This is a genomic window from Anabaenopsis sp. NIES-4685, assembly GCF_059725405.1.
Window position 1 is genome coordinate 3,813,590 of sequence record NZ_AP043602.1, and the last position, 20,923, is coordinate 3,834,512.

A 20,923-nucleotide genomic window follows, 5' to 3' on the forward strand; every position below is an offset into this window, starting at 1 on the left:
GCGAATACGTTACCACTGCTTTCTTCAAAAACGGAGTCTTGTGTCATTGTTGTTTCTCTCTTGCTACCGCATCCTGATAACCTTGTTTAATGAGGTCAACATCAGCCTGTGGGGTTTTAATTCCCTGCTTTGATTTCTTTTGAAAAGCGTGTAGGACATAAATTTTTTTTCCAATCTTTACTGCATAAACAGCCCTGTAAGTATCGGTATCGTAACGTTTGACGATTTCATACACGCCACTACCAACCCCCTTAAAAGGCTTGGTATCCATTGGTGTTTCCCCTGCTTGCACCAATTGCAGCGCATAGCCTAGTGATGCACGCACCTCTTCAGGAAATGATCGGATATTTTTCATAGAGTCTCCCATCCAAACAAGAGTTCGTAGAGGAATTTCCATAATATCCTGGTCTTCGTCCATTTTATATAAAATTTCCTATAAAACCAATCGGAGATTACCATAAAATGTCCATCACGCCACTTCAGAGGACAATAAAATATATCAATCATAAATAGCAAAGTGGGTTGACCCCAGCCTCACCCACCATTGCATGAATTTGATTGATCACCCAATCAGATTAAGAACATCTAGACATACAGTTTGGATCAGTACTGGCCCAGACAATTGTCCATACAGCCAGATACCCTCCGATACTCTGCGTTTTCTCTTTCGCTATCGGCTCTTTGTTGTTCCAACCACTGACTGTTGACAGTTGATGGTTGACGGTTCACAGTGGGAGTTGACTGTTGACGGTTCACAGTGGGAGTTGACGGTTGAATATAACTAGAAGTATAGCCACGACAGGAAGTAATCATTAAACCAATGAGTACAAGCCCAAAGATTCTGGGAGTAGATAAAATCGCTGACATAAAGTTAACCTGAAAAACGTTCTACTTATTACTAGAAGCTGGAAGCAAGTTTTCGCAGGTTAATTGATAGAGATTAGTTATTGTGTGCTAGTAATGTATAAATAATCTAAATATCGAGCGAGTTTACGAATTCGTTATAGATAATTGGCTATTGTGGTTTTATTGACGTAGGTAAGCGTCCCCTTTGGGGTTAAATTAATTAGAGATAGCGGGTAAGATACCCGCACTACTAAATAGAATCCCTGTTTTAGTTACAAGTTGTGATCCTTCCACCTTTGCGCACCTTAGCGTTACCTTAGCGCCCCTTTGCGTTAAAGAATAGTATTAAAAAAGTTTGATGGGTGTGTAAAAATTGGAAGAACTCCCAGGAGCATTACTGTTTAATTAAACGAGTTCCTGTTTGTACATTTACCAAACCTTGGTCTATAATTTCATATTTCCTGGTACCAGATAACCCTGATGAAGTTCTGACTTCAACATAAATAAAGTTCCCGCTACGTCTCCATCTACCTCGTACATCTACCTGGCGTGTGCGCGGACGAGTATAACCACTGTTAATAAAAGATGTACATTTTTCTACTAAGTCACCACTGTCATAAAAGTAATGAACACAGCTTTGGTCTATCCCTACTTGGCGATCGCTCTTTTGAGAAGTAAATGCTGCGAGTAATTCAGGGCTATTTTGTGCGGGAGCTACGTTCATATTCCCGCCAAATAGAAATACTGTGGCGGTGGTAGTCATAAGTAATTTATGCAACTTGTTCATAGTTACCTCACCAGAGGGTAATTGTCAACTTCTAGTTATTACTAGAAGCTGAAACCGAGTTTTCGCACCTTTAAGGATTAGTATTACTTATTAAATAAGATAATTTATATAAGATATAAATATAAAAATAAATGCGAAAAATAGCTGTCAGCGTCCCATAGATAAATGTGTGGGTTAAACGAAAATACATATTTAACCTTATGTACTACATTCAACCTGGAAAACTTGTTTATGAGTGATATCAATGAAAAACTATGTGAACTGATTAATGAGGCGATCAGATTACCCCCAAAAAGCAAACAAAAGTATCAAAAAATCAATGAAATATACCTATTAGTAACCGCATCTGGGGAACTTTGGCGAGAATATAAACCCTACTATGAAGACGCATTACAGGACATGTGGAGATATTGCTGTCAAAATTTACATGAATATGATTCTACACAAACCCAAGTAATTACCTGGTTCAACAGACATTTAAAAAATGCTTTGGCTAGATATCGACATAATGAAGAAATCAGAAACAAAAAAATCTATCCCCTGATTAATAAACCATTATCTCACAGAGACATTGAACCATCACTGGATATATGGGAGCAAACGGCTACATGGGTAAAAAATGACCCTGATCAAGTATTACGTAATGTCCATTTTCCCCATCATCCAGAAATTACGGCTCAAGTAATTATTTTACGGAGATTACCGCCTGATATTCCTGCTTGGAAAGAAATCACCCAAGAGTTTAATTTAAACGATGCTGAAAGCAAAAATTTACCGAAGTGGTATAGCCGTAATTGCTTACCTTTATTACGTAAATTCGGTAATGAGCAAGGGTATATCTAAAAGTAGATTTTAGTAAATCTCCCATCCAATTATGAAAATTACAAGGTAGATAACAACTATGTCCAATCAAAGTTATGTGCAACAAGCAAATATTGCTATCCCATTAATTATTACTCAACAAGCAATTAATACTGCTGTAAAATTTGCTCAACAACAGCCTAATAAAGTTAAAGCACAGCAAGTTTATCTCAATACTTTGGCTGTGTACTTAGTAAATAATTACTTAGGTATTATGGGAATTGAGACGGATTTAACAGCGGGAGATAGTTGGAATCCGGTGGTACGTTTCGCTGCTGATGTTGCTGATTTAGAAATTACAGGTGTGGGGCGTTTAGAATGTCGTCCCATAACTGGTAACCAGGAAAAATGTCCTATTCCCTTAGAAGTCATGGATGAGAGAATCGGTTATGTGGTAGTTGAGATTAATCTAGAAGAAAGTTCGGCGCATTTACTGGGGTTTACCCCAGAAGTGACAACAGAAGATATATCTGTTAATCAGTTACTACCAATAAAAGCGTTATTTGAGCATATCAGTCAATTAACATCAGAAACCCCTATGGTTCAACTCAGTGACTGGTTAAATCATGTTTATGAATCTGGTTGGGAGTTATTAGAGAATATTTTCACCGATCCTGTCCATCAATTGAGTTTTGGTTTTAGAGATAGCAACACAATTATTAGGGGTAAAAAGTTAGATTTTATTCAAGGTGAGCAGGGGGTGGCGTTATGTGTAGCGGTGACTCCAGTATTTAACTCAGAAATGGCGATATCTATAAATTTGTATTCCTATATACAAAAAAAATTACCTTCTGGATTGCGGTTAATGTTATTTGACGCACAGGGAAAATTAGAAATGCAGGTAGAATCTGGGGAGAATGATCAGTTTCTCCGGTTTCAATTTCATGGGGAAATACAAGAAATTTTTAGTATTAAAATTTGTTTTGGAGAGCTAGAGATTACAGAGGAGTTTATTGTATAATTATGAGTCAAGTGATGAAAGCACCACCATGAGTAAAGTAGTAACTCTTGACTTGAATGGTCACCTAAAACAGGGATTTCACGTGAGTTTGGAGATTAAGGAGGAGGGTTACAGCACCATTATTTGTGGTCGCCAAGGAAACTTACCTCCTGCTCCAGAACTACACCAGGGATGTGAATCTCACTGGAAAATCTACCGGAGTTTAGCAGCATCCTATCGCATTAAAAATAAGCAAATTATCACTCAAACATATGTACAATCATGCTTAGAACAGTGTCATCAATCTAGTATTGAGTTAAAAAAGAGTTTAAATCAATGGGTGAAGTCCGAAGGGTTTCGGGAAATTCATGATTGTATTAAAGAACAGTTAAACCCAACTGAACCGGCGCGATTTTTGATGCGTGGTCATGATGAATGTTTACAAAAGCTACCTTGGTATGAATGGGATATGTTTAAATCCTATCCCTACGCCGAATTGGGTTGGAGTTATGGAAATTACCAAGCAACTAAATGCATAAATACCAATCCTGGAAAAGTCAAAGTTTTAGTAATTTTGGGTAGTCCTCAAGGTATTGATATTGATATCGATAAAGATATATTACAGGGTTTACCTGATGTTGATGTATGTTGTTTATATCAACCCCAACGCAGGGAAATTAATGACCAGTTGTGGGAATATCAATGGGATATTATCTTTTTTGCCGGACATAGTAGAACGGAATCCCAAGTAGGTAAAATTGATATTAATCCTGATGATAGTATGACTATTGATGACCTATGTAAGGGATTAAGGAAGGCAATTGACAGAGGTTTAAAGTTAGCAATCTTTAACTCCTGTGATGGATTAGGATTAGCTAAAAGTCTTTTTCAGTTGCAGATTCCTCAAATAATAGTGATGCGGGAGTTGATTCCTGATGCAGTAGCTCATAAGTTTGTGGAATACTTTTTACAAAATTTGGCTGGGGGTAATTCTCTATATCTTTCTCTCAGAGATGCTAGGGAGAAATTACAAGGGTTAGAAGATAAGTTTCCCTGTGCAACTTGGTTACCGATGATGTTTCAAAATCCGGGAATAGTACCACTAACCTGGGAGGATTTACGCGGAGAAAAAACCCCCAGCCGAAAATTACACAGGGTGAATTTTATCCAATTATTATTAGCCAGTTTTGTGTGTACTGGTTTAGTGATGGGGGTGCGATCGCTCGGTTGGTTACAGGATGGGGAACTCAAAACTTATGATCAAATGATGGGGATGGTAAGGGAGGAAAAAGCAGATGACCAGATAGTAATTGTCAAAGTTACGGATGAGGACATTAACAATTTTCCTGGTTTATTCAACACCTCTAAAATCACCGATGAATTATTATTAAAAGCCTTACAAAAAATTAATCAACATCAACCCGCAACCATAGGTTTAGATATCCTCCGGGATATTCCCACCTACTCAGTTAATCAAGTAGATATTTATCCCCAATTAACTAGTTATTTGAGAGAAAATTCCCATATTTTCCCCATCTGTAAAGTTGGTGAACACATAATTACCACCTCTGATGATTACGGTTATTCTCCACCCCAGAACAGCAGAAAAAATAATCTTAGCTTTAATGACTTTGTAGTTGATGGCGATCGTGTCCTGCGTCGCCATCTTATTTATATGGACCCCCCTGATAGTTCTGTTTGTCAAGCTCGCCATGCTTTAAGTTTACAACTAGCGCGGAACTTTTTAAGCAAATCAGCAGGAATAAAATTAGAAGTTAGACAAACTCCCACAGGTAAGTTATTTAAACTGGGTCAGGTAATTTTACCGGAGTTAAAAAACAAAGTCGGCTTTTATCAAACAATAGATGATGGTGGTTATCAAATATTATTGAACTATCGCTCTACCAAAAATATAGCTACAGAAATCAGTTTACACAGGGTAATTAATCATGATTTTCCTGCGGATTTCTTCCAAAATAAAATCGTTCTGGTAGGTTATATATCCAGCGCCAAAGGTAATGATTTCTATGCTACCCCTGTGAGTGATAAACCTGGTGAAGAGATGGCCGGAGTCCAGATTCATGCACATATGACTAGTCAATTAATCAGTATTGCTTTAGGGGAGAGAAAACTATTGACCTTTTTACCTTGGTGGGGTGATGCTGCTGCAATTTTACTGATTACTTTTATAGGGGGTATACCTATTTTATATGGAGGAAAATCATTATCTGTAATCATCATGCTTGGGGAAATTATCATCATAACTGGTATTGGCTATTACATTTATATTACAGGTCCATTAATTCCCGCGATTATCGCATTAGTTTTCATCACAATTTACGCCTATGTTTCACCAATTACGAGGATAAATCATGTTAAGGAAACTAAGTAAAATTAACTATAAATATATCTCAGTATTAATGCTGGGCTTAATCAGCTTCCCACTGATATTACTGAAAGTACAAGGGGAATCTCCCCCCAATCAGGTTTCATTAATTCAATTCCTGCAAAAAAAAGACGAACCACCCCCAGATTTAGGAGACAAAGGCGCACCAGTGGGTAGGGTACAAGGAGGTCTCACGTAGTCCTAACAATTGTCCTCACATCCAACCCCCCCTAACTGCTATAGTACCCAGTATTCTTGAACCCAGTCTTTTAAGTCTTGTGTGGGGAACAACTATAAAATCATCACCCAGTCTCTGGTTTTATGTTCCCTACTCACCTAGAGATGTGGAGAGCAGTAAATTAATTATCTGGGATGGGGTTGCAGATAGACGAAAACATCCACCAGTTTATCAAGGTAATGTCACCTTAGAAGCAACTCCCGGAATTATTCGCCTATCCCTGGCAGACAAAATAAAACTAGAGGATAATCAGAAATATCATTGGTATTTATCAGTTTCTTTGAAATGTAATCCCCAAGATGACATTGGTGTGAATGGGTGGGTATGGATAGACACAGAAAAACTCAATTCTTTAACCCCAACCTTAGCGGGTAAGTCCAAGGAAGAGCAGGCTTTTATTTTAGCTCAAGAGGGTATTTGGCAGGATGCTTTTACTTTAGCGGTGGAAAATTCCCCAGCAGATTGGCAAAAATTGTTAATGGATATTGATTTACATGATATAGTTACCGAAAGGGTAGTAGATTGTTGTAGCTTGGTGGACAGTGGAGAGTGATCAAGCTATAACCAATTTCCTACCAAAACAACTGTACCCCAATCACTGGGTGAAAAGTTGTTACTTAGAAGATATAACTGTGCTTTTTGCAGAGCTTGGGCTTTGGTCAAATCAGGATAATTAATTAATTCCTCATAAAATCGTTTGATTAAGACTGCAGTTGATTGATCATCTACTGTCCATAAAGTCGCTAAAGTGCTACGTGCGCCAGAACGGACTGCTAACCCTGCTAATCCTAAAGCAGCGCGGTTATCTCCTGTAGCTGTTTGACAAGCACTCAGAACTAGTAGTTCAATATTCTCAGATGTTAGTGGCTCTCTATTTGCTAATAAATCCCTTAATTCATTAATATTAACAGGTTCATCCCAAGCATATATAACAGTGTCTTGAGGATTAGAGCTAAATTGTCCATGAGTTGCTATGTGAATAATCTGGGGACGAGTTTGACTAACTTTCAGTTGTAAGTTCTTTTTAGTGAACTGTTCCTCACGCAGTTGCTCCCCTGGGAATAAAGACTTGATCTGATCGAGTTCTAACCTGACAAATGGTAAGGGTCCCAAGTTATTTTCATCTGGAAAACTGGGAGCTTGATCTGTACTGATTCCAGCAGATAAGGTAATTGGGGACTGTTGTTTGAGGGTTTGGGGCTGAAGTAATTTTAAACCAGGACTGTAGGCGATCGCATATTTTTGGATTAAATACTTTTCTCCATCATCCAAAACCCCCATCGGAACATTACGTAAATATCCATCTACAACAAACACCACAGTTTGAATATTATTTGCTGTTAACACAGGATCAACCTGAGCAAACAACCACTGATAAACCTGTTGAGATAACCGGTTTAACTGGGGATCTGGGTAAGATTTTTTGACAATTTCCTGTAATTGTTCTAATTTACTTTCCCATCTCTCCTGATTAATTTCCGTAGTATAGTGTAATAAAGGTTGTTCAGGTAGAGTGACAATCACCTCTAGGCGCTGGGGTAAAATAATCCCATAAAATATGGCTGTAGGTGATTTAGCTTGGGCTGATTGCTGGACAAAATCATCAATATTAACGGTATTATCTTCTATACAAGCATCTCTAAAAAAGTTTTCTAACTCTGCTAATTGCAAAGACTCAATCACATCACGGGCTTTTCTTAAATCATCTTGACTGGGATGGTCGGTTAAAAGTAAATCTATATATTTCCGATATACTGGTTCAACACTTTCCCTAAAATCATACTGTACATCTGGATTCAAACTTACCAAATCACTACGCAAATTTTTCAGGTAATTAACCGCATGAGCATAAGCTGTGATTGCTGCTGGTTTTTGATGGAGTTGAAGATATAATCTACCTAACTGCCATTGGATTTGATAATCTAGTAGAGAAATATTAAAAGCTGTTAATTGTTGAGTTATATCTAAAGCTAACAGAGTATATTTTTGGGCTTTTTCCCATTCTCCCAGTTGCTCATATACTCTTCCCACCAGAGCTAAAGCATGAGACTGGGTGCGTTGATCTCCTAATTCTGCTGCTGTCTGAGCTATGTTAATTAGTTTTAACAATGTTGTGGAAACTAAATCTTGATCCCAATTATTCTTGGGATCATTTTCCTCCCTGGGTTGCAGACAGGTTAACTTTGTTGCTTCCTGACAGAATTGATATTCAGTTAACTTAATTTCTGCATATAGCCTAGATTGACTCAAGGGTACATTACCAATCAGTTTTTCAGCTTCCTGAATTGGGGATATATCTTGAGATAATTCCATCTGATTGAGAATTGCCTCTAGTTTAATCTGTCCTACTGGTGCTTGACCAACTGCTTGGCGGTAATCTTCCTGTGCTGGTTGACAAAATTTATCTTGATTTTCTTCACATAAACTGCGTTTGGTATTACCTAAACTCAGTAAAATATAACTTTCATATTCAGGAAAAGAACCTTGGACAAGGTGCTGTGTAATCTCTAAAACCCCTTGAGACGCAGCCAAATTACCCACACCTCTCAAAGAATTACCTAAACTATGCAATCCTTTAACTTGACTCAAAGTAACATGATCTAAACTAGGGATTAATGTTTGTAAATTTCCCTGGCAATTTTCGGCATTGATCTGAAAAGCAGTCAGTAAAATCCGACAACTCCTAGGATAAAAGCCCAACTTTTGCATCCCTTGGGCTTGATTGACCTGATTAGCAAATAATAACCCTGATTCACCAATCTCACCATAAATTTTAGCAGCATCTTGCCAACTTTCCACAGCCCGTTCTGTTTGACCGATCATTAACTGATGCTGTCCTTGAATATCCGAAGTTTGGGCTAAAATTCGCTGTTGTTCAGTTGTCTGTTCCAGAGTACCTAGAATATTTAAACTTTCATCTATATATATTGCTGATTTGGGCCAATTTCCCAATTGTTGATAAGTTAAAGCCAGATTACTTAATACCATAGCTCGATTGAGTCTATCTCCTTGGAGCGCATAAGTATAATCAGCTTGTTTCCACTTACTTACCGCTGCGGTAAATTCTCCCTGTGTGTATAAATCTTGAGCTTGTTGGACTATTACTAAAGCATCATTTGGACTCTGAGCAACTACGGGGGAAATGGTCATGGATGTGATAAATAGTAATACTGTTATCAATCCTATATTTTGCTGATAAACCCTTCTCAGGTTCTGTAACGCCATTAAACGTAAAATCTTATGATATGGGGAAATCAATAAGACCAAGTAGTTACCAAGATGGCGTTTTAAACTTTTCAAAGTTCACCTACTTATTTTGACTTGAGTAGTATTAGCACCACAAAATATTACAAAATATTAATATAAATGTAAATGATCATACATCCAGGCGATCGCCAACAAATCACTTTCAGTAAAACCAACTCTTTATGAACAACTTCCTGGTAAATTGATATTATTTCCTGGCCGTTGTAACCCCCTATTCCCAGGGTCATAACCAACCAAGATCACACTACCATCCTGATTAACCACCATACCCCTAGCTGGGACAATTTCCCGGCGAGATTTTTTGAAATTGGACTGAGAAACCACTCTCACAGGAGAACTGACCACCGGTTTAACTAACCCCACATCAACAGTATGGGTTTCTAAAACCTGATTGGGAGTCACAGGTAAACCACCCCTACCAGTGCGGTAAAATTCGCTATCACTTCCCTGAGAACAGACATTTTCAGCAATTAACCTACTCCCATCTACTATAGTTTCTGGTAGTTCAATTAACCCTTGAGTCGAGTCTACCCCCAGAATCTTAGTTTCAACCACTCCATCAATACCCAATTGTGAACTAGCGCTAATCATACTTTCCGGGGTAAAAAAGAGGCGGTTAGTGGTAATTTTAATATTACCTCCATTACCCTCAACAGCATTAGCACTAATTTGACTATTATTTCTCCCTACTAAAAAGCCAGCATTAATATTGATATTACCACCATTTCCCGTACCACCTGCTGCAGTGGCAATCTCACCATTATTCAACCGTAAAAGATTATCAATATCCAAAATAATATTCCCACCCTCACCGCTAAATGTCCCCGCAGACAAAGCCGAACTATCATTAACAGTCAGATTTCCCGCCCTTAAATTAATATTACCAGCATCTCCGCTACCCTCACTACTAACCGCAATTCTAGAACCATTATTTAAGGTAAAAAACATGGGGTCTATGAGAATATTACCCCCATCTCCTGTAGAGTTAGGGGTTGTAGTTGCTAAAATATTACCCTGATTCAGATTAATACTTTCAATAATATTAAGGACAATATCCCCAGCCTTTTGCTCACCTTCAGTAACAGATAAAATACGCCCATCTTCCTTAATCTCCAGCTGACGAGCATTCATCACAATATTACCAGCTTTACCTGCTCCCAAGGTGCTAGCATTAATTTCACTACCATTACTCAAAGTCAACACAGATGTATTCACCTCAATATTACCAGCATCCCCTCTACCCGTAGGTTTCACCACAGTAAATACACCACTTACTTGCTCCCTACTTCCCCCCTCAAAAACTACCTGGTCACTAGCAATAATTCTCACATTTCCTGAGTTTCCCTGTCCCCCAGTACTAGCAACCAGTTGAGCCTGATCTGTAATAGTCACCGATGGCGATATAATCATGATATCATTGCCATTTCCCACTGCTCTTGGTTCTACATTAGTGGAAATATTAGCTTTACCGGAAACTTCCACCCCAGCACCAGCATTAATTTCTACCTTACCCGCGTTTCCTTGTCCTCCGGTTTTAGCTTCTATAACCCCATTGTCAGACATTCTGAAAAAACTAGTTGTGATCTGAATATCTCCACCATTTCCCGTACCATTTAAAATATCAGAAGAAACCCGACCTACCTGTTGAATATCAACATTATTAGCAGCATTAATAATTATATTTCCCGCCTTTCCTTTTCCCAGGGTAGCTGTAGTTAAACCGCTAAAAGTGCCGATATTTAAAGAATTTGTATTAATGATAATATCACCAGCATTACCTACCCCAGTCAGACCGACATTACTAGATGCACCTGTCAGCACTCCATTAGCAAATGTTACCTGTTCTCTGGCGTGAATATTGATATTTCCCCCATTACCTTGTCCCGATGTAGAGGCGTTGAGATAGGCATTATTTGTCACTTCTAAAGACCCAGTAGCAATATTAATATTACCTGTATTTCCTACACCAGTAGCAGAAATCAGATTTTCAGCTACACTCCCAAAACCATCAAATTTCACTAAATTATCAGCATTAATATTAATATTTCCCCCTTGACCCTCCCCTCCTAAGCTAGCTAATAAACTAGCACCATTTGTCACCTCTAAAGACCCAGTATTAATATTAATATCACCTGCATTTCCCCGACCCAAGATACCTGCTCTGGTAAAAATTCCGATGACATTTCCTATTGCGGTTCCCACACCGTCAACCTTCATAGTTTGGGTATGAAAATTTAGATTTCCACTATTACCTACACCAAAACTATTAGCTTGAATTTGAGAACCATTAGTAACCTCTAGGGAGTTGGTTTTAATGGTAATATCCCCACCGCTACCTCTAGCTTGACTATTGACCCGACTAGAAATTAAACTATCATCTATGCGAGTAGTACCATCGGCGAGAATCTCAATATTACCAGCATTACCAATACCCGATGTACTAGCAGATATTTGAGACCCATCTGTAATATCTATATGATTACCGCTAAGATTAATCTTACCAGCATTCCCTATGCCAGAAACACCAGCATTAAACACAGAAGAATTGTTGATAGTTAATTGATCAGCGATAACATTAATATTACCCCCATCACCAACCGTATTAGGTTGAGTATAACTCCTCAAATCGCTATAATCGAAAGTAATATTATCCTTGACTGTGAGATTAATATTACCAGCGTTTCCCCTACCTTGATTATTTTCTAAATTAATCTCAACATTTTTAGCTACTAAGGAGCCATTCTTGACACTAATATTTACATCCCCTGCTTTACCTTGCCCATTAGCTGTATAAATGCCAGTATAAATTACCGGTGAATAACCGGTATTCTCAAAAATCACATCTCCTCTTAAAGCCAGAATATTTATGTTACCCGCATTTCCCTGACCACTGGTGCTAGTATCAAGATAAGCGCTATCTTTCACAGTTAAAGAACCTGTAGTAATATTAATATATCCGGCGTTACCTGTACCTAAATCTCTCACCAGATTATCAATAACACTGAATCTACCAACTAAATTAATTTGATTTGTATTATTAATTTGAATATTTCCTGCTTGAGTATCTACTGAACCCGAACCTGATGCTATTCCCCCACGCAGTTGACTACCTCTGGTAATATCTAAGTTGCGGGAATTAATGGTAATACTTCCACCACCACCCCCAGTAACATTGACCTGAGCGCCATTGGTTAAACTGACATTTCCTTTGGTTATATCTATATCTGCGCTCCCTGAGCTATCAGGAAAACTCAGACGCAAACCCTCATCTAAATTAACTGTACCCGTTTGGGTTAAACCACCTAACTCTACCTGACTTCCCGGTGATATAATCCTGGCGTTATCAATGCTGACATTACCACCGATTAAAGCTAAGGTTTTACCTTCAGGAATGGTGAGATTTGAATTATTCAGGCTAATATTACCAGGATTGTCCCGAAATCCTAACCCTCTGGGAATATTAATATTTAATAAAGGTGGCTGTGTGGGATTAGTACTATTAAACTCATAATTATCAAATATAACTTTATCGGCTGTAGAGGCCACAAAAGAACCTTTTACATCTAAATTAGCATTAGCTCCAAAGGTAATACCATTGGGATTAATTAAAAATAAGTTCGCATTTCCCAACACTCCCAAAGTTCCCAAAATATTGGAATGACTGATCCCAGTCACCCTGGTTAAAATATTACTAATATTATCTGGGTTGCTAAAATACACCCCCTGGTTTGCACCAACGTTAAAATCTGTAAAACTGTGGAATAAATTAATACCCCTAATTACGCCTCCTTCAATAATATCACTGGTATTTCCTTTGATTGTCTCATTCCTCACAGAAGAATTGAGGGTGTTATCTGGTATCAGTTGAGCTTTAACTAACCGAGGATTTACAGTTGTAATTAAGCTCAAGATGATTGGTAAGATGAATTGACAACTAGAGTATTTTTTGCAACTGTTCATTTTCATAACTTTGAACCCATGGCGATCGCAATACAGATCCCCGACTTCTCACGTCATGATTATACTCTCATCTAATTTACCCAGAAGTCGGGTATCTTACCCCCCATTGCAAATCTTAGATCCCCGACTTCTCACATCATGATTATACTCTAATCTAATTTAGCCAGAAGTTGGCGCAAAACTCAAGTAAAAAATAGGGTGTTCTGGTGAGTTCAGCGCTAAGAGGATGTTTGTCAAGTCATGATTAGTGTATCGAATATTATTTGACCTCTCCCTAAACCTCGCCTTGTAAGGGGAGGGGACTGGATTTGATTGTTTTTTTGTGTCTTCCCTGTTCCCTCAGATAAAAATTATAGCATTTCCCATGCTCGTGAGGTACAATTTTTTTTAGTTTGAGGGAACACCGGAACAGGGAATAGGGAATAGGGAATTGGTGTGTACTTCATGAGCCTGAAAAAGGCTATATCAAACATCCTCTTAGTCTGGTTTGATGAGTGTAGATCAGGGCGATCGCCAAACTACCAGTACTGTATCAATTAATTAATACAAGTATTGATTAATTCCTCAACCCCAGCAACTGGCAAAATTTTTGTATTTAATTTTGCAGCTACCTCAGCAACACTCATATCATCTAAAAATATTAATTCCCCATGTTTTAACATCACCTTTGGTAATAAAATTCCATCTCCTAAATCCTTTCCCAGAAGATTTAAAACTAGGTCATGACCCGTAATTAACCCAGTGACAGTAATATTTTGTCCCCAGTAATCACTTGCTAAAGCCTCCATCTTCACTTCTAAACCCTCAACAGTATTGAGGCGTTGTAAAATCGGTTGGAATGCTTGTTCCACAGCATTACCCACCACCCAAGTCAATTTTTTCGGTTCATCTAGCTTTGACGGTAACAACTGCGCTGCGGTAGATGCAAATTGCTGAATAAATAAACGAATCGAACCCACACCGTTATCAATCTGCGGATACTCTTCATATTCCGCTGCGCTGGGTAATTCCTCACCCGCAATCAAAAACCACTCATCTGCTAACCAAGCAAAACCCGATCCTAATTGTTGGCGAAATTTCTGGGACATGGTTTTGACTTGGGAAATCACTTCTTGAGCCTTTTCCCTTGTTACCGGTATCAGTTCATCTGCTGCTGGGCGAAACCGCGTCAAACCCAGGGGAACTACTGCTACTGATGCGACTGCGGGTACTTCTCCAGTATGAAATACTGCTAAATCTTTCAGGGTTTTTTCTAAGTGTTGACCATCGTTGATCCCAGGACAAACAACTACTTGAGCATGAATTTGCAGTCTGCGATCTTGGAACCATTTAATTTGCTGTAAAATTTTGCCTGCACGTTGGTTTTTTAGCAGTCTGATTCTGATTTCCGGTTCCGTAGCATGAACAGAAACAAACAATGGAGACAAGCGCATTTGTTCAATCCGCAGCCATTCTTTTTCAGCTAAGTTAGTTAGGGTTAAGTAGGAACCATATAAAAAGCTCAGACGGTAATCATCGTCCTTTAAGTACAAGCTGGAACGCTTACCGGGTGGTTGCTGGTCAATAAAGCAAAAGGGACAACGGTTATTACATTGAATTAAACCGTCAAATAAAGCAGTTTCAAATTCTAGCCCCAAGTCTTCATCGTAATCTTTTTCTATTTCAATGTGATGAGTTTTTCCAGATGGGTCTAAAACTTCTAGTTCTAGCACTTCGTCAGCACAGAGAAACTGATAATCAATTAAATCACGGGGTTGTATGCCATTGATGGCAACTATAGCATCCCCCGCTTCAAAGCCAATTTCTGCGCCTATAGAATCGGGTAATACTCTGGTGATTTGAGCGGGACGGATGGTAGACATGATGAGAAACCCGGAACCAATGAATATCAACTATTGTTCAACAATCCGGTGCTAATTGCACCTAAGATTGCTACACCAAAGGCTAGGCGATACCAAATAAATACCCAGGTGCTTTGGGTCTTGAGGAATTGTATCAACCCAGCGATCGCCATATATGAAAATATCCCAGATGAAATGACTCCGACAACCATAGGAACCATACCCACATTACCTACACCCACTGCTAAAAAATCTTTCAACTCCACTAATCCTGCTAGGGTAATGGCGGGAATTCCCAGCAAAAACGAAAATCTTGCAGCTGTATCCCGCTCTAAGTTCATAAATAGTCCACCAGTCATAGTGGAACCTGAACGAGATACCCCAGGGATTAAAGCCAAGCATTGAACTAAACCCATCCATAACCCATCTTTCATGGTCAGATGCTCAAAGTCACGTTGACGTTTACCCAGTTTTTCTGCTATTCCCAATAACAGCGACATGAATATAGAGGCTATGGCGATCGCTGCTAGACTTCTCAGGGGTGAATTATCGTAGTCTGGGATTAATCCTTTAATTAACAGTCCTAAGAAGATAATCGGGACTGTTCCCAAACTAATTCCCACAAATAGCTTGAAGTCATGGCTTTGGTAGTCTTTGACGGCGATCGCTTTTGCTGCTCCCTTGATGATTTGGGTCATATCACCCCAGAAATACCACAGCACAGCCACAATACTACCCAGTTGAATAATCGCCGTAAAAGCTACCCCCGGATCCCCCCAACCCAGTACTACAGGTACAACCTTTAAATGTGCTGAACTGCTGATGGGAAGGAATTCAGTCATTCCCTGGACAAAGCCTAAAAAAATAGCTTGCAGGATATTCAGTTGCTGTACCTCCTCTGACCCCAGGAGAGTTTCGGTACTTAAAACCTTTGCTGGAAATGCTGCAACCGAGTAAATAGCAGATGCTGCACTTAGGAATACGAACCATTGCCGTTTTGATAAAACCATTTAATTTATTTGCGATAGCCAAGCGCTAGAACCAATTATAAAAACATCTGTTTGGGCCACTTGCCAGGAAAAAGTCATCAGCACAGTTTACCCTGTTGCTAGTCAATTTATGCAAAAATTAGCTAAACTAAAAATCCCCCCCCAGGGCATTTTTAACTGTGATATCTTAATTAACATAAAGTTTAGTAACAAATATTAAAAACTTTGATTAACAATACTTTGTCTTCCTATGGCTGCACCACGCCAGCCATCACTACTCCCCAGACTCCTATAAATACTGATTTACCCCCCATTGACCAGGGGCAAAATAGTATCAATAAGTTAGAATCTACACTTGGCTTATCTGCTTCCCTACTCATATCTACGACCAAGGGACAGACTTGGTTAATCTTGGCTGCGGCTGTGTTTTTGGTATCAGTACCAGTATTTATAGAAGCGCCATTAGTGCGATCGCTACCAGTGCTAAGTGTAGCCCTGACAGGATTTTGGGTATGGCTGAGTTTTATTTTAATGTCGCGTCCTCAAACTTATATATGGGGAGATTTGCTTTTTGGCTTTAGCTGGAGTTGGTTAGCAGGAGCCATTTACTGGGGTTGGTTACGTTGGGAACCTTTATGGCATTTACCAGTAGAATCAATCGGTTTGCCATTTGCCGCTTGGTGTCTCCTTAAGAATTGGGGGCCAATTGGTAACTGGTTTTATTTAGGTTCCTTACTCGGTACAGCTTTGACTGATGTATATTTTTATATAGTAAACTTGATGCCTTATTGGCGGCAAATTATGCAGGTAGACCCGAATAACGTGTCAGCAATATTACAAAATGCCTTAATCCAAGTACAAACGCCCTGGGGACAAGGCTGGGCAGTAATGGGGCTACTAATGCTATTAACCGCAGGGGTTTTACCCTTACGTACAAAATCAAAACATTGGTACGCCTTTAGTGGCGCAGTTTTAAGTACAATTTTGGTAGATAGCCTGTTCTTAATAGCTGCATCTGCCGCTTAAAAATTCTCTCAATATGTTGCTAGTATAGAAAAAACCTATCTATAGGTTTTGCCAAAATCCCAGTCATCTAGATAACTTTTTGTAAACATCAGACCCAACCCAGTAGCAGCAAATATTGGGGGTATTAATACACTGTATATTAGTTTTTGATGACTGCTATGTGCTGACTAGGCTATGAAGCTCCAATTTCAGGTAAAGGAAGATCATGACGATCATATAGATATACTCAACCTATCTATGGTCAAGAACCGAAGATGAGACGCTGACCAGTATTCAACGGTATGCTTGACATCTTTGGCCTGAATTCAGCTTATAGTTGATAGCATTTAGCAAAACATGATTATCTTATTTTCATGGAAAGAGGGAGAAAAATTGTGAAAACATTGGTGCGTTTATTAACAGTATTTAGCTTGGTAGTCGGATCCTGGGGATGGCTGGGAACAACTCAGATAGCTGCGGCTGCTAATATAAACAGTGTGACTTTTAGTCCAGTGGCAGTTTTGGCGGTGACACGGCAGAATAGAGCAGATGCTAAGTTAGGCACAGAATTTGGTCAAAAAGTTGATTTGAATAATACCAACGTCCGAGCTTTTCAACAGTATCCAGGTCTGTACCCCACCCTAGCCAAAAAAATCGTACTCAATGCTCCTTACGATCAGGTGGAGGATGTCTTGAATATTCCGGGATTAAGCGATCGCCAAAAAGAACTTTTACAAGCTAACTTAGATAACTTTACAGTCACAGAATTAGAAACCATCTTCAACGCTGGAGACGATCGCTTTAACAACGGCATCTACAGATAACTGTCTCAACAGTTAAGCTAACTAAATATACGGAATAGCAGCCTACTTCCTAAAATTAGGGAGTGGCCGCTTTTTCTCAAAATGGGAGAGACCCGTCCCACTACTCCCTAATTAAAAGCCCCTGCTACCCAAATTAGACTTTGCTGCAAATAGATATTCCTAGCCAATTTGATGTTTTAGTAGTCGGTGCTGGTGCTGCTGGACTATATACAGCACTGTGTCTACCAGAGAAATTGCGAGTTGGCTTAATTACCAAAGAAACTGTCTGTTTATCTGCCAGTGATTGGCCAAGGAGGTATTGCGGCCGCCATCGCCCCAGAAGATTCGCCTTCATTACACATTGAGGATACATTACACGCAGGTGCAGGCTTGTGCGATCGCACAGCCGTAGAATTCCTAGCCCAAAGAGCAAGTGAGTGTATTCAATCCCTGGTAAACTTGGGAGTAGCCTTTGACCGTAACGGTCAAGCTTTGGCTTTAACTTTAGAAGCCGCCCATTCTCACCCCCGCGTTCTCCATACCGCCGATAGTACAGGTAGGGAAGTCACCACCACCCTGACAGCACAAGTATTGCGTCGCCAAAACATTCAAGTGATCCAGCAAGCTTTGGCTTTGAATTTGTGGATAGAACCCCAAACCGGCAGATGTCAGGGAATCAGCCTATTCTATCAAGGTAAAATCACACCCATCAGAAGCTCTGCCGTGGTTTTGGCAACCGGTGGCGGTGGCCAAGTCTTTGCCCAAACAACTAACCCAGCCGTCAGTACAGGGGATGGGGTAGCTATGGCCTATCGAGCCGGGGCTATTCTGCGAGATTTAGAATTCGTGCAGTTTCACCCCACTTCCCTCACCTTACCGGGTGCAGACCACTTTCTGATTAGTGAAGCCGTACGTGGCGAAGGCGCACACTTGATTGATGACACTGGGCGGCGTTTTGCTTTTGATTATCATCCCGCGGGTGAACTAGCACCCAGAGATGTAGTTAGTAGAGCTATTTTCAGCCATCTTAAACACACCGCCGTTGATCTTGCTACCGCCCACGTCTGGTTAGATATGCGCCCCATATCTCCTGAGAAAATTCGTCATCGCTTTCCTAATATCATTAAAGTTTGTCAATATTGGGGAATTGATGTCTTCCACGAACCCATTCCTGTAGCCCCAGCTGCCCATTATTGGATGGGTGGTATTGTTGCTGACTTAATGAATCGCACCAACATTCCCGGTTTGTACGCAGTGGGAGAAAATGCCAGTACAGGGGTACATGGTGCCAATCGTTTGGCAAGTAACTCTTTGCTGGAATGTATTGTTTTCGGAGCCCAGATGGCAAATATTGATCTCCAAGATATGACACCATCCTCAGAAGTGCCAATAGTGCCAGTACGAGAATTCAGCCTCGATATCAGTGAATGGCAAAGCCAAAAAACACAGCTAGAAATACTGAGAAAAAATTTACCAACTTTGCTGTGGCAAAGTGCGGGAATTTGTCGGGAGCAGTCAGGTTTAGAATCAGCCATTGCCATTGTAGAATCTTGGCAAAAAGATTTTGCCGCTTTACCTTTGAGTCAATTCTTAGTTTCTTTGAGTCCTAATCAATCGGTGAGTTTCCAGATCACAGATGTGGAACAGCAATTGCGACTTTGGGCAGAAACCCGGAATTTATTAGATATAGCGCATCTGATTCTCAAAAGTGCCGCATTTAGAACTGAAAGCCGGGGTGGTCATTACCGCCTAGACTATCCTCAACCAGACCCAGATTGGCAAGTCCATACTCTAGTACAAAAATCCCAATACCATAAATCTATGATTTGGAAAGATTAGTCATTTTCCATGGCAAAAAAAAAGTCAACAATAATGTTGACTGTTGATTTTTGATGGGTGTTGATTTGACAGTCAGTACTAACAGCCAACCTTGATCAATCATCGAAAATACTGAAAGTTCTTAGGGCCAGTGTAGCCGGAAATTCTAGCCAGTTCGTCGAGGTTTTGAACCCCGCTATAGACTTCACCATTAATGATCCAAGTGGGGAAGCCTTTAATGTTGGCAGCTTGACACACTTCTGGTTGACCTTTAGGGCTGTCAGCAGCACACTCCACCATAGTATTGTTCTGTTCAAGAATCTTGTAAGCTTCTTTACCGAAAAGTTGCTTTTGTTCATGGCAGTGAGGACACCAATAGGCAACATATTCCTTAGCATCTATGGTTGTTAGGTGTCTTGCTAGTTCAATTTCTGCCTCACCAGATGTAGTGGTGATTTCCCAACCAAAAGCCGGGTCAGGATTTACTTGGGGTGTAAACCTAATTCTTTGAGGTTCTCCAGAAGTTGTACCTGAAGAATTCACCCCAGCATACACACCCAAAGTACCAATCAGTGTGATCATGGCCACAATAATAGCGGTAAAGAAAATTTGCCCCCTGTCCTCCCAAGGACGACCGATAATGGTCAAAACTAAAAGACTCACAGAGAACACAGCGGAGGCAATACAGTAATAACAAACAGCTTGGATTTGGAATGCCAGTAGGTACATTAAATAGCCACTGAAAACAGACATAGCCACGGATACTACCAACAGTAGCCACCCAGTTGAGTTTTCCAGTTGTTTGACAGTATTTTTATCACTTGGTTTCCAAGCTAAGGGAGCAACAGCCAAAATCACCATACTCACATACGCTAAAAGCCCAAATAAGGCTAAGGGCGCGGACAGGTTAAGAATGGTGATGGTTGCCCAAGGACTAGAAAGGACATCATTACAGCCCCTGGCACCAGCTTGGGCTACACAAGCGGCACTGCCTCCTGTTAACTTTTCTATGGTGATGTAACCTGTGGTCAAGGCACCAAATCCAGCGATCGCGGCCATCAATGGACGCGACCATTTATGAATCCAAGGAGTAGAACGGCGGCGAATCATAAACTGCTAATTGGTGATTGGTCATTGGTCATTGGTCATTAGTCATAGTCTGGGAAAATTACTTCCCGAACC

Annotated in this window: 15 protein-coding genes and 1 pseudogene; 8 read left to right on the forward strand and 8 right to left on the reverse strand. The window is 39.9% G+C overall.

Features of this window, described 5'->3' with window-relative positions; genetic code table 11:
• Positions 1-43: 43 nt before the first annotated feature.
• The 3 genes from AC6IZ0_RS16385 to AC6IZ0_RS16395 all read right to left on the reverse strand — a co-directional run bounded on the left by AC6IZ0_RS16385 (position 44) and on the right by AC6IZ0_RS16395 (position 1,633).
• Positions 44-418 (reverse strand): type II toxin-antitoxin system RelE/ParE family toxin, encoded by a 375-nt coding sequence (locus tag AC6IZ0_RS16385; protein ID WP_497723888.1) that lies wholly within the window; start codon positions 416-418, stop codon positions 44-46.
• Between the two features lie 185 nt (positions 419-603).
• A complete protein-coding gene (locus tag AC6IZ0_RS16390) occupies positions 604-867 on the reverse strand; it encodes a hypothetical protein (RefSeq protein ID WP_497723890.1) in 264 nt (87 codons plus the stop codon).
• Between the two features lie 373 nt (positions 868-1,240).
• Positions 1,241-1,633, reverse strand: coding sequence for a hypothetical protein (locus AC6IZ0_RS16395; RefSeq protein WP_497723891.1), 393 nt, complete (start codon positions 1,631-1,633; stop codon positions 1,241-1,243).
• 231 nt (positions 1,634-1,864) lie between these two features.
• On the opposite strand from AC6IZ0_RS16395, the gene AC6IZ0_RS16400 reads away from it, so the two are divergent.
• Genes AC6IZ0_RS16400 through AC6IZ0_RS16420 form a run of 5 tightly spaced genes read left to right on the forward strand, consistent with a single transcriptional unit; the run spans position 1,865 to position 6,611 of the window.
• Positions 1,865-2,476, forward strand: coding sequence for a sigma-70 family RNA polymerase sigma factor (locus tag AC6IZ0_RS16400; protein ID WP_497723893.1), 612 nt, complete (start codon positions 1,865-1,867; stop codon positions 2,474-2,476).
• A 58-nt stretch (positions 2,477-2,534) separates the two neighbouring features.
• A complete protein-coding gene (locus tag AC6IZ0_RS16405) occupies positions 2,535-3,455 on the forward strand; it encodes a DUF1822 family protein (RefSeq protein WP_497723894.1) in 921 nt (306 codons plus the stop codon).
• Positions 3,456-3,483: 28 nt separating this feature from the next.
• Complete coding sequence (locus tag AC6IZ0_RS16410) at positions 3,484-5,826, forward strand: CHASE2 domain-containing protein (RefSeq protein ID WP_497723895.1); 2,343 nt, start codon at positions 3,484-3,486, stop codon at positions 5,824-5,826.
• Positions 5,807-6,019, forward strand: coding sequence for a hypothetical protein (locus AC6IZ0_RS16415; protein WP_497723897.1), 213 nt, complete (start codon positions 5,807-5,809; stop codon positions 6,017-6,019). Before AC6IZ0_RS16410 ends, AC6IZ0_RS16415 begins: the two co-directional genes overlap by 20 nt.
• A gap of 52 nt (positions 6,020-6,071) precedes the next feature.
• Entirely contained in the window at positions 6,072-6,611 is a 540-nt protein-coding gene (locus tag AC6IZ0_RS16420; RefSeq protein ID WP_497726084.1) for a DUF928 domain-containing protein, read from the forward strand.
• Positions 6,612-6,616: 5 nt separating this feature from the next.
• On the opposite strand, the gene AC6IZ0_RS16425 is transcribed toward AC6IZ0_RS16420, so the two are convergent.
• The 4 genes from AC6IZ0_RS16425 to AC6IZ0_RS16440 form a co-directional block, all read right to left on the reverse strand.
• The gene (locus AC6IZ0_RS16425; RefSeq protein WP_497723898.1) at positions 6,617-9,208 is read right to left on the reverse strand and encodes a CHAT domain-containing protein; all 2,592 of its coding nucleotides are present in this window, start codon (positions 9,206-9,208) and stop codon (positions 6,617-6,619) included.
• A 276-nt stretch (positions 9,209-9,484) separates the two neighbouring features.
• Positions 9,485-13,234 (reverse strand): two-partner secretion domain-containing protein, encoded by a 3,750-nt coding sequence (locus AC6IZ0_RS16430; protein ID WP_497723900.1) that lies wholly within the window; start codon positions 13,232-13,234, stop codon positions 9,485-9,487.
• A 587-nt stretch (positions 13,235-13,821) separates the two neighbouring features.
• A complete protein-coding gene (locus AC6IZ0_RS16435; protein WP_271731832.1) occupies positions 13,822-15,147 on the reverse strand; it encodes a TIGR03279 family radical SAM protein in 1,326 nt (441 codons plus the stop codon).
• Between the two features lie 26 nt (positions 15,148-15,173).
• The gene (locus AC6IZ0_RS16440; RefSeq protein ID WP_271731831.1) at positions 15,174-16,136 is read right to left on the reverse strand and encodes an undecaprenyl-diphosphate phosphatase; all 963 of its coding nucleotides are present in this window, start codon (positions 16,134-16,136) and stop codon (positions 15,174-15,176) included.
• 204 nt (positions 16,137-16,340) lie between these two features.
• On the opposite strand from AC6IZ0_RS16440, the gene AC6IZ0_RS16445 reads away from it, so the two are divergent.
• The 3 genes and pseudogenes from AC6IZ0_RS16445 (at position 16,341) to nadB (ending at position 19,762) form a co-directional block, all read left to right on the forward strand.
• Positions 16,341-17,141 carry a DUF3120 domain-containing protein gene (locus tag AC6IZ0_RS16445; protein WP_497723902.1) on the forward strand — a complete coding sequence of 267 codons (801 nt, stop codon included), beginning with the start codon at positions 16,341-16,343 and terminating at the stop codon, positions 17,139-17,141.
• A 374-nt stretch (positions 17,142-17,515) separates the two neighbouring features.
• Positions 17,516-17,944: a photosystem II complex extrinsic protein PsbU gene (gene psbU / locus AC6IZ0_RS16450; RefSeq protein ID WP_271731828.1), complete on the forward strand. Its 429-nt coding sequence runs from the start codon at positions 17,516-17,518 to the stop codon at positions 17,942-17,944.
• A gap of 140 nt (positions 17,945-18,084) precedes the next feature.
• Positions 18,085-19,762: pseudogene (gene nadB, locus AC6IZ0_RS16455) on the forward strand (L-aspartate oxidase).
• A gap of 99 nt (positions 19,763-19,861) precedes the next feature.
• Here nadB and AC6IZ0_RS16460 read toward each other — a convergent pair.
• Positions 19,862-20,851 (reverse strand): vitamin K epoxide reductase family protein, encoded by a 990-nt coding sequence (locus tag AC6IZ0_RS16460; RefSeq protein WP_497723903.1) that lies wholly within the window; start codon positions 20,849-20,851, stop codon positions 19,862-19,864.
• Positions 20,852-20,923 lie beyond the last annotated feature (72 nt).

Bases quoted from the DNA above. Each gene is read 5' to 3' on its own strand.
- AC6IZ0_RS16395 (WP_497723891.1), bottom strand. From the start codon at position 1,633: ATGAACAAGTTGCATAAATTACTTATGACTACCACCGCCACAGTATTT.
- AC6IZ0_RS16405 (WP_497723894.1), top strand. From the start codon at position 2,535: ATGTCCAATCAAAGTTATGTGCAACAAGCAAATATTGCTATCCCATTA.
- AC6IZ0_RS16435 (WP_271731832.1), bottom strand. From the start codon at position 15,147: ATGTCTACCATCCGTCCCGCTCAAATCACCAGAGTATTACCCGATTCT.
- AC6IZ0_RS16425 (WP_497723898.1), bottom strand. From the start codon at position 9,208: ATGACCATTTCCCCCGTAGTTGCTCAGAGTCCAAATGATGCTTTAGTA.
- AC6IZ0_RS16390 (WP_497723890.1), bottom strand. From the start codon at position 867: ATGTCAGCGATTTTATCTACTCCCAGAATCTTTGGGCTTGTACTCATT.
- AC6IZ0_RS16410 (WP_497723895.1), top strand. From the start codon at position 3,484: ATGAGTAAAGTAGTAACTCTTGACTTGAATGGTCACCTAAAACAGGGA.
- AC6IZ0_RS16415 (WP_497723897.1), top strand. From the start codon at position 5,807: ATGTTAAGGAAACTAAGTAAAATTAACTATAAATATATCTCAGTATTA.
- AC6IZ0_RS16440 (WP_271731831.1), bottom strand. From the start codon at position 16,136: ATGGTTTTATCAAAACGGCAATGGTTCGTATTCCTAAGTGCAGCATCT.
- AC6IZ0_RS16400 (WP_497723893.1), top strand. From the start codon at position 1,865: ATGAGTGATATCAATGAAAAACTATGTGAACTGATTAATGAGGCGATC.
- AC6IZ0_RS16460 (WP_497723903.1), bottom strand. From the start codon at position 20,851: ATGATTCGCCGCCGTTCTACTCCTTGGATTCATAAATGGTCGCGTCCA.
- AC6IZ0_RS16385 (WP_497723888.1), bottom strand. From the start codon at position 418: ATGGACGAAGACCAGGATATTATGGAAATTCCTCTACGAACTCTTGTT.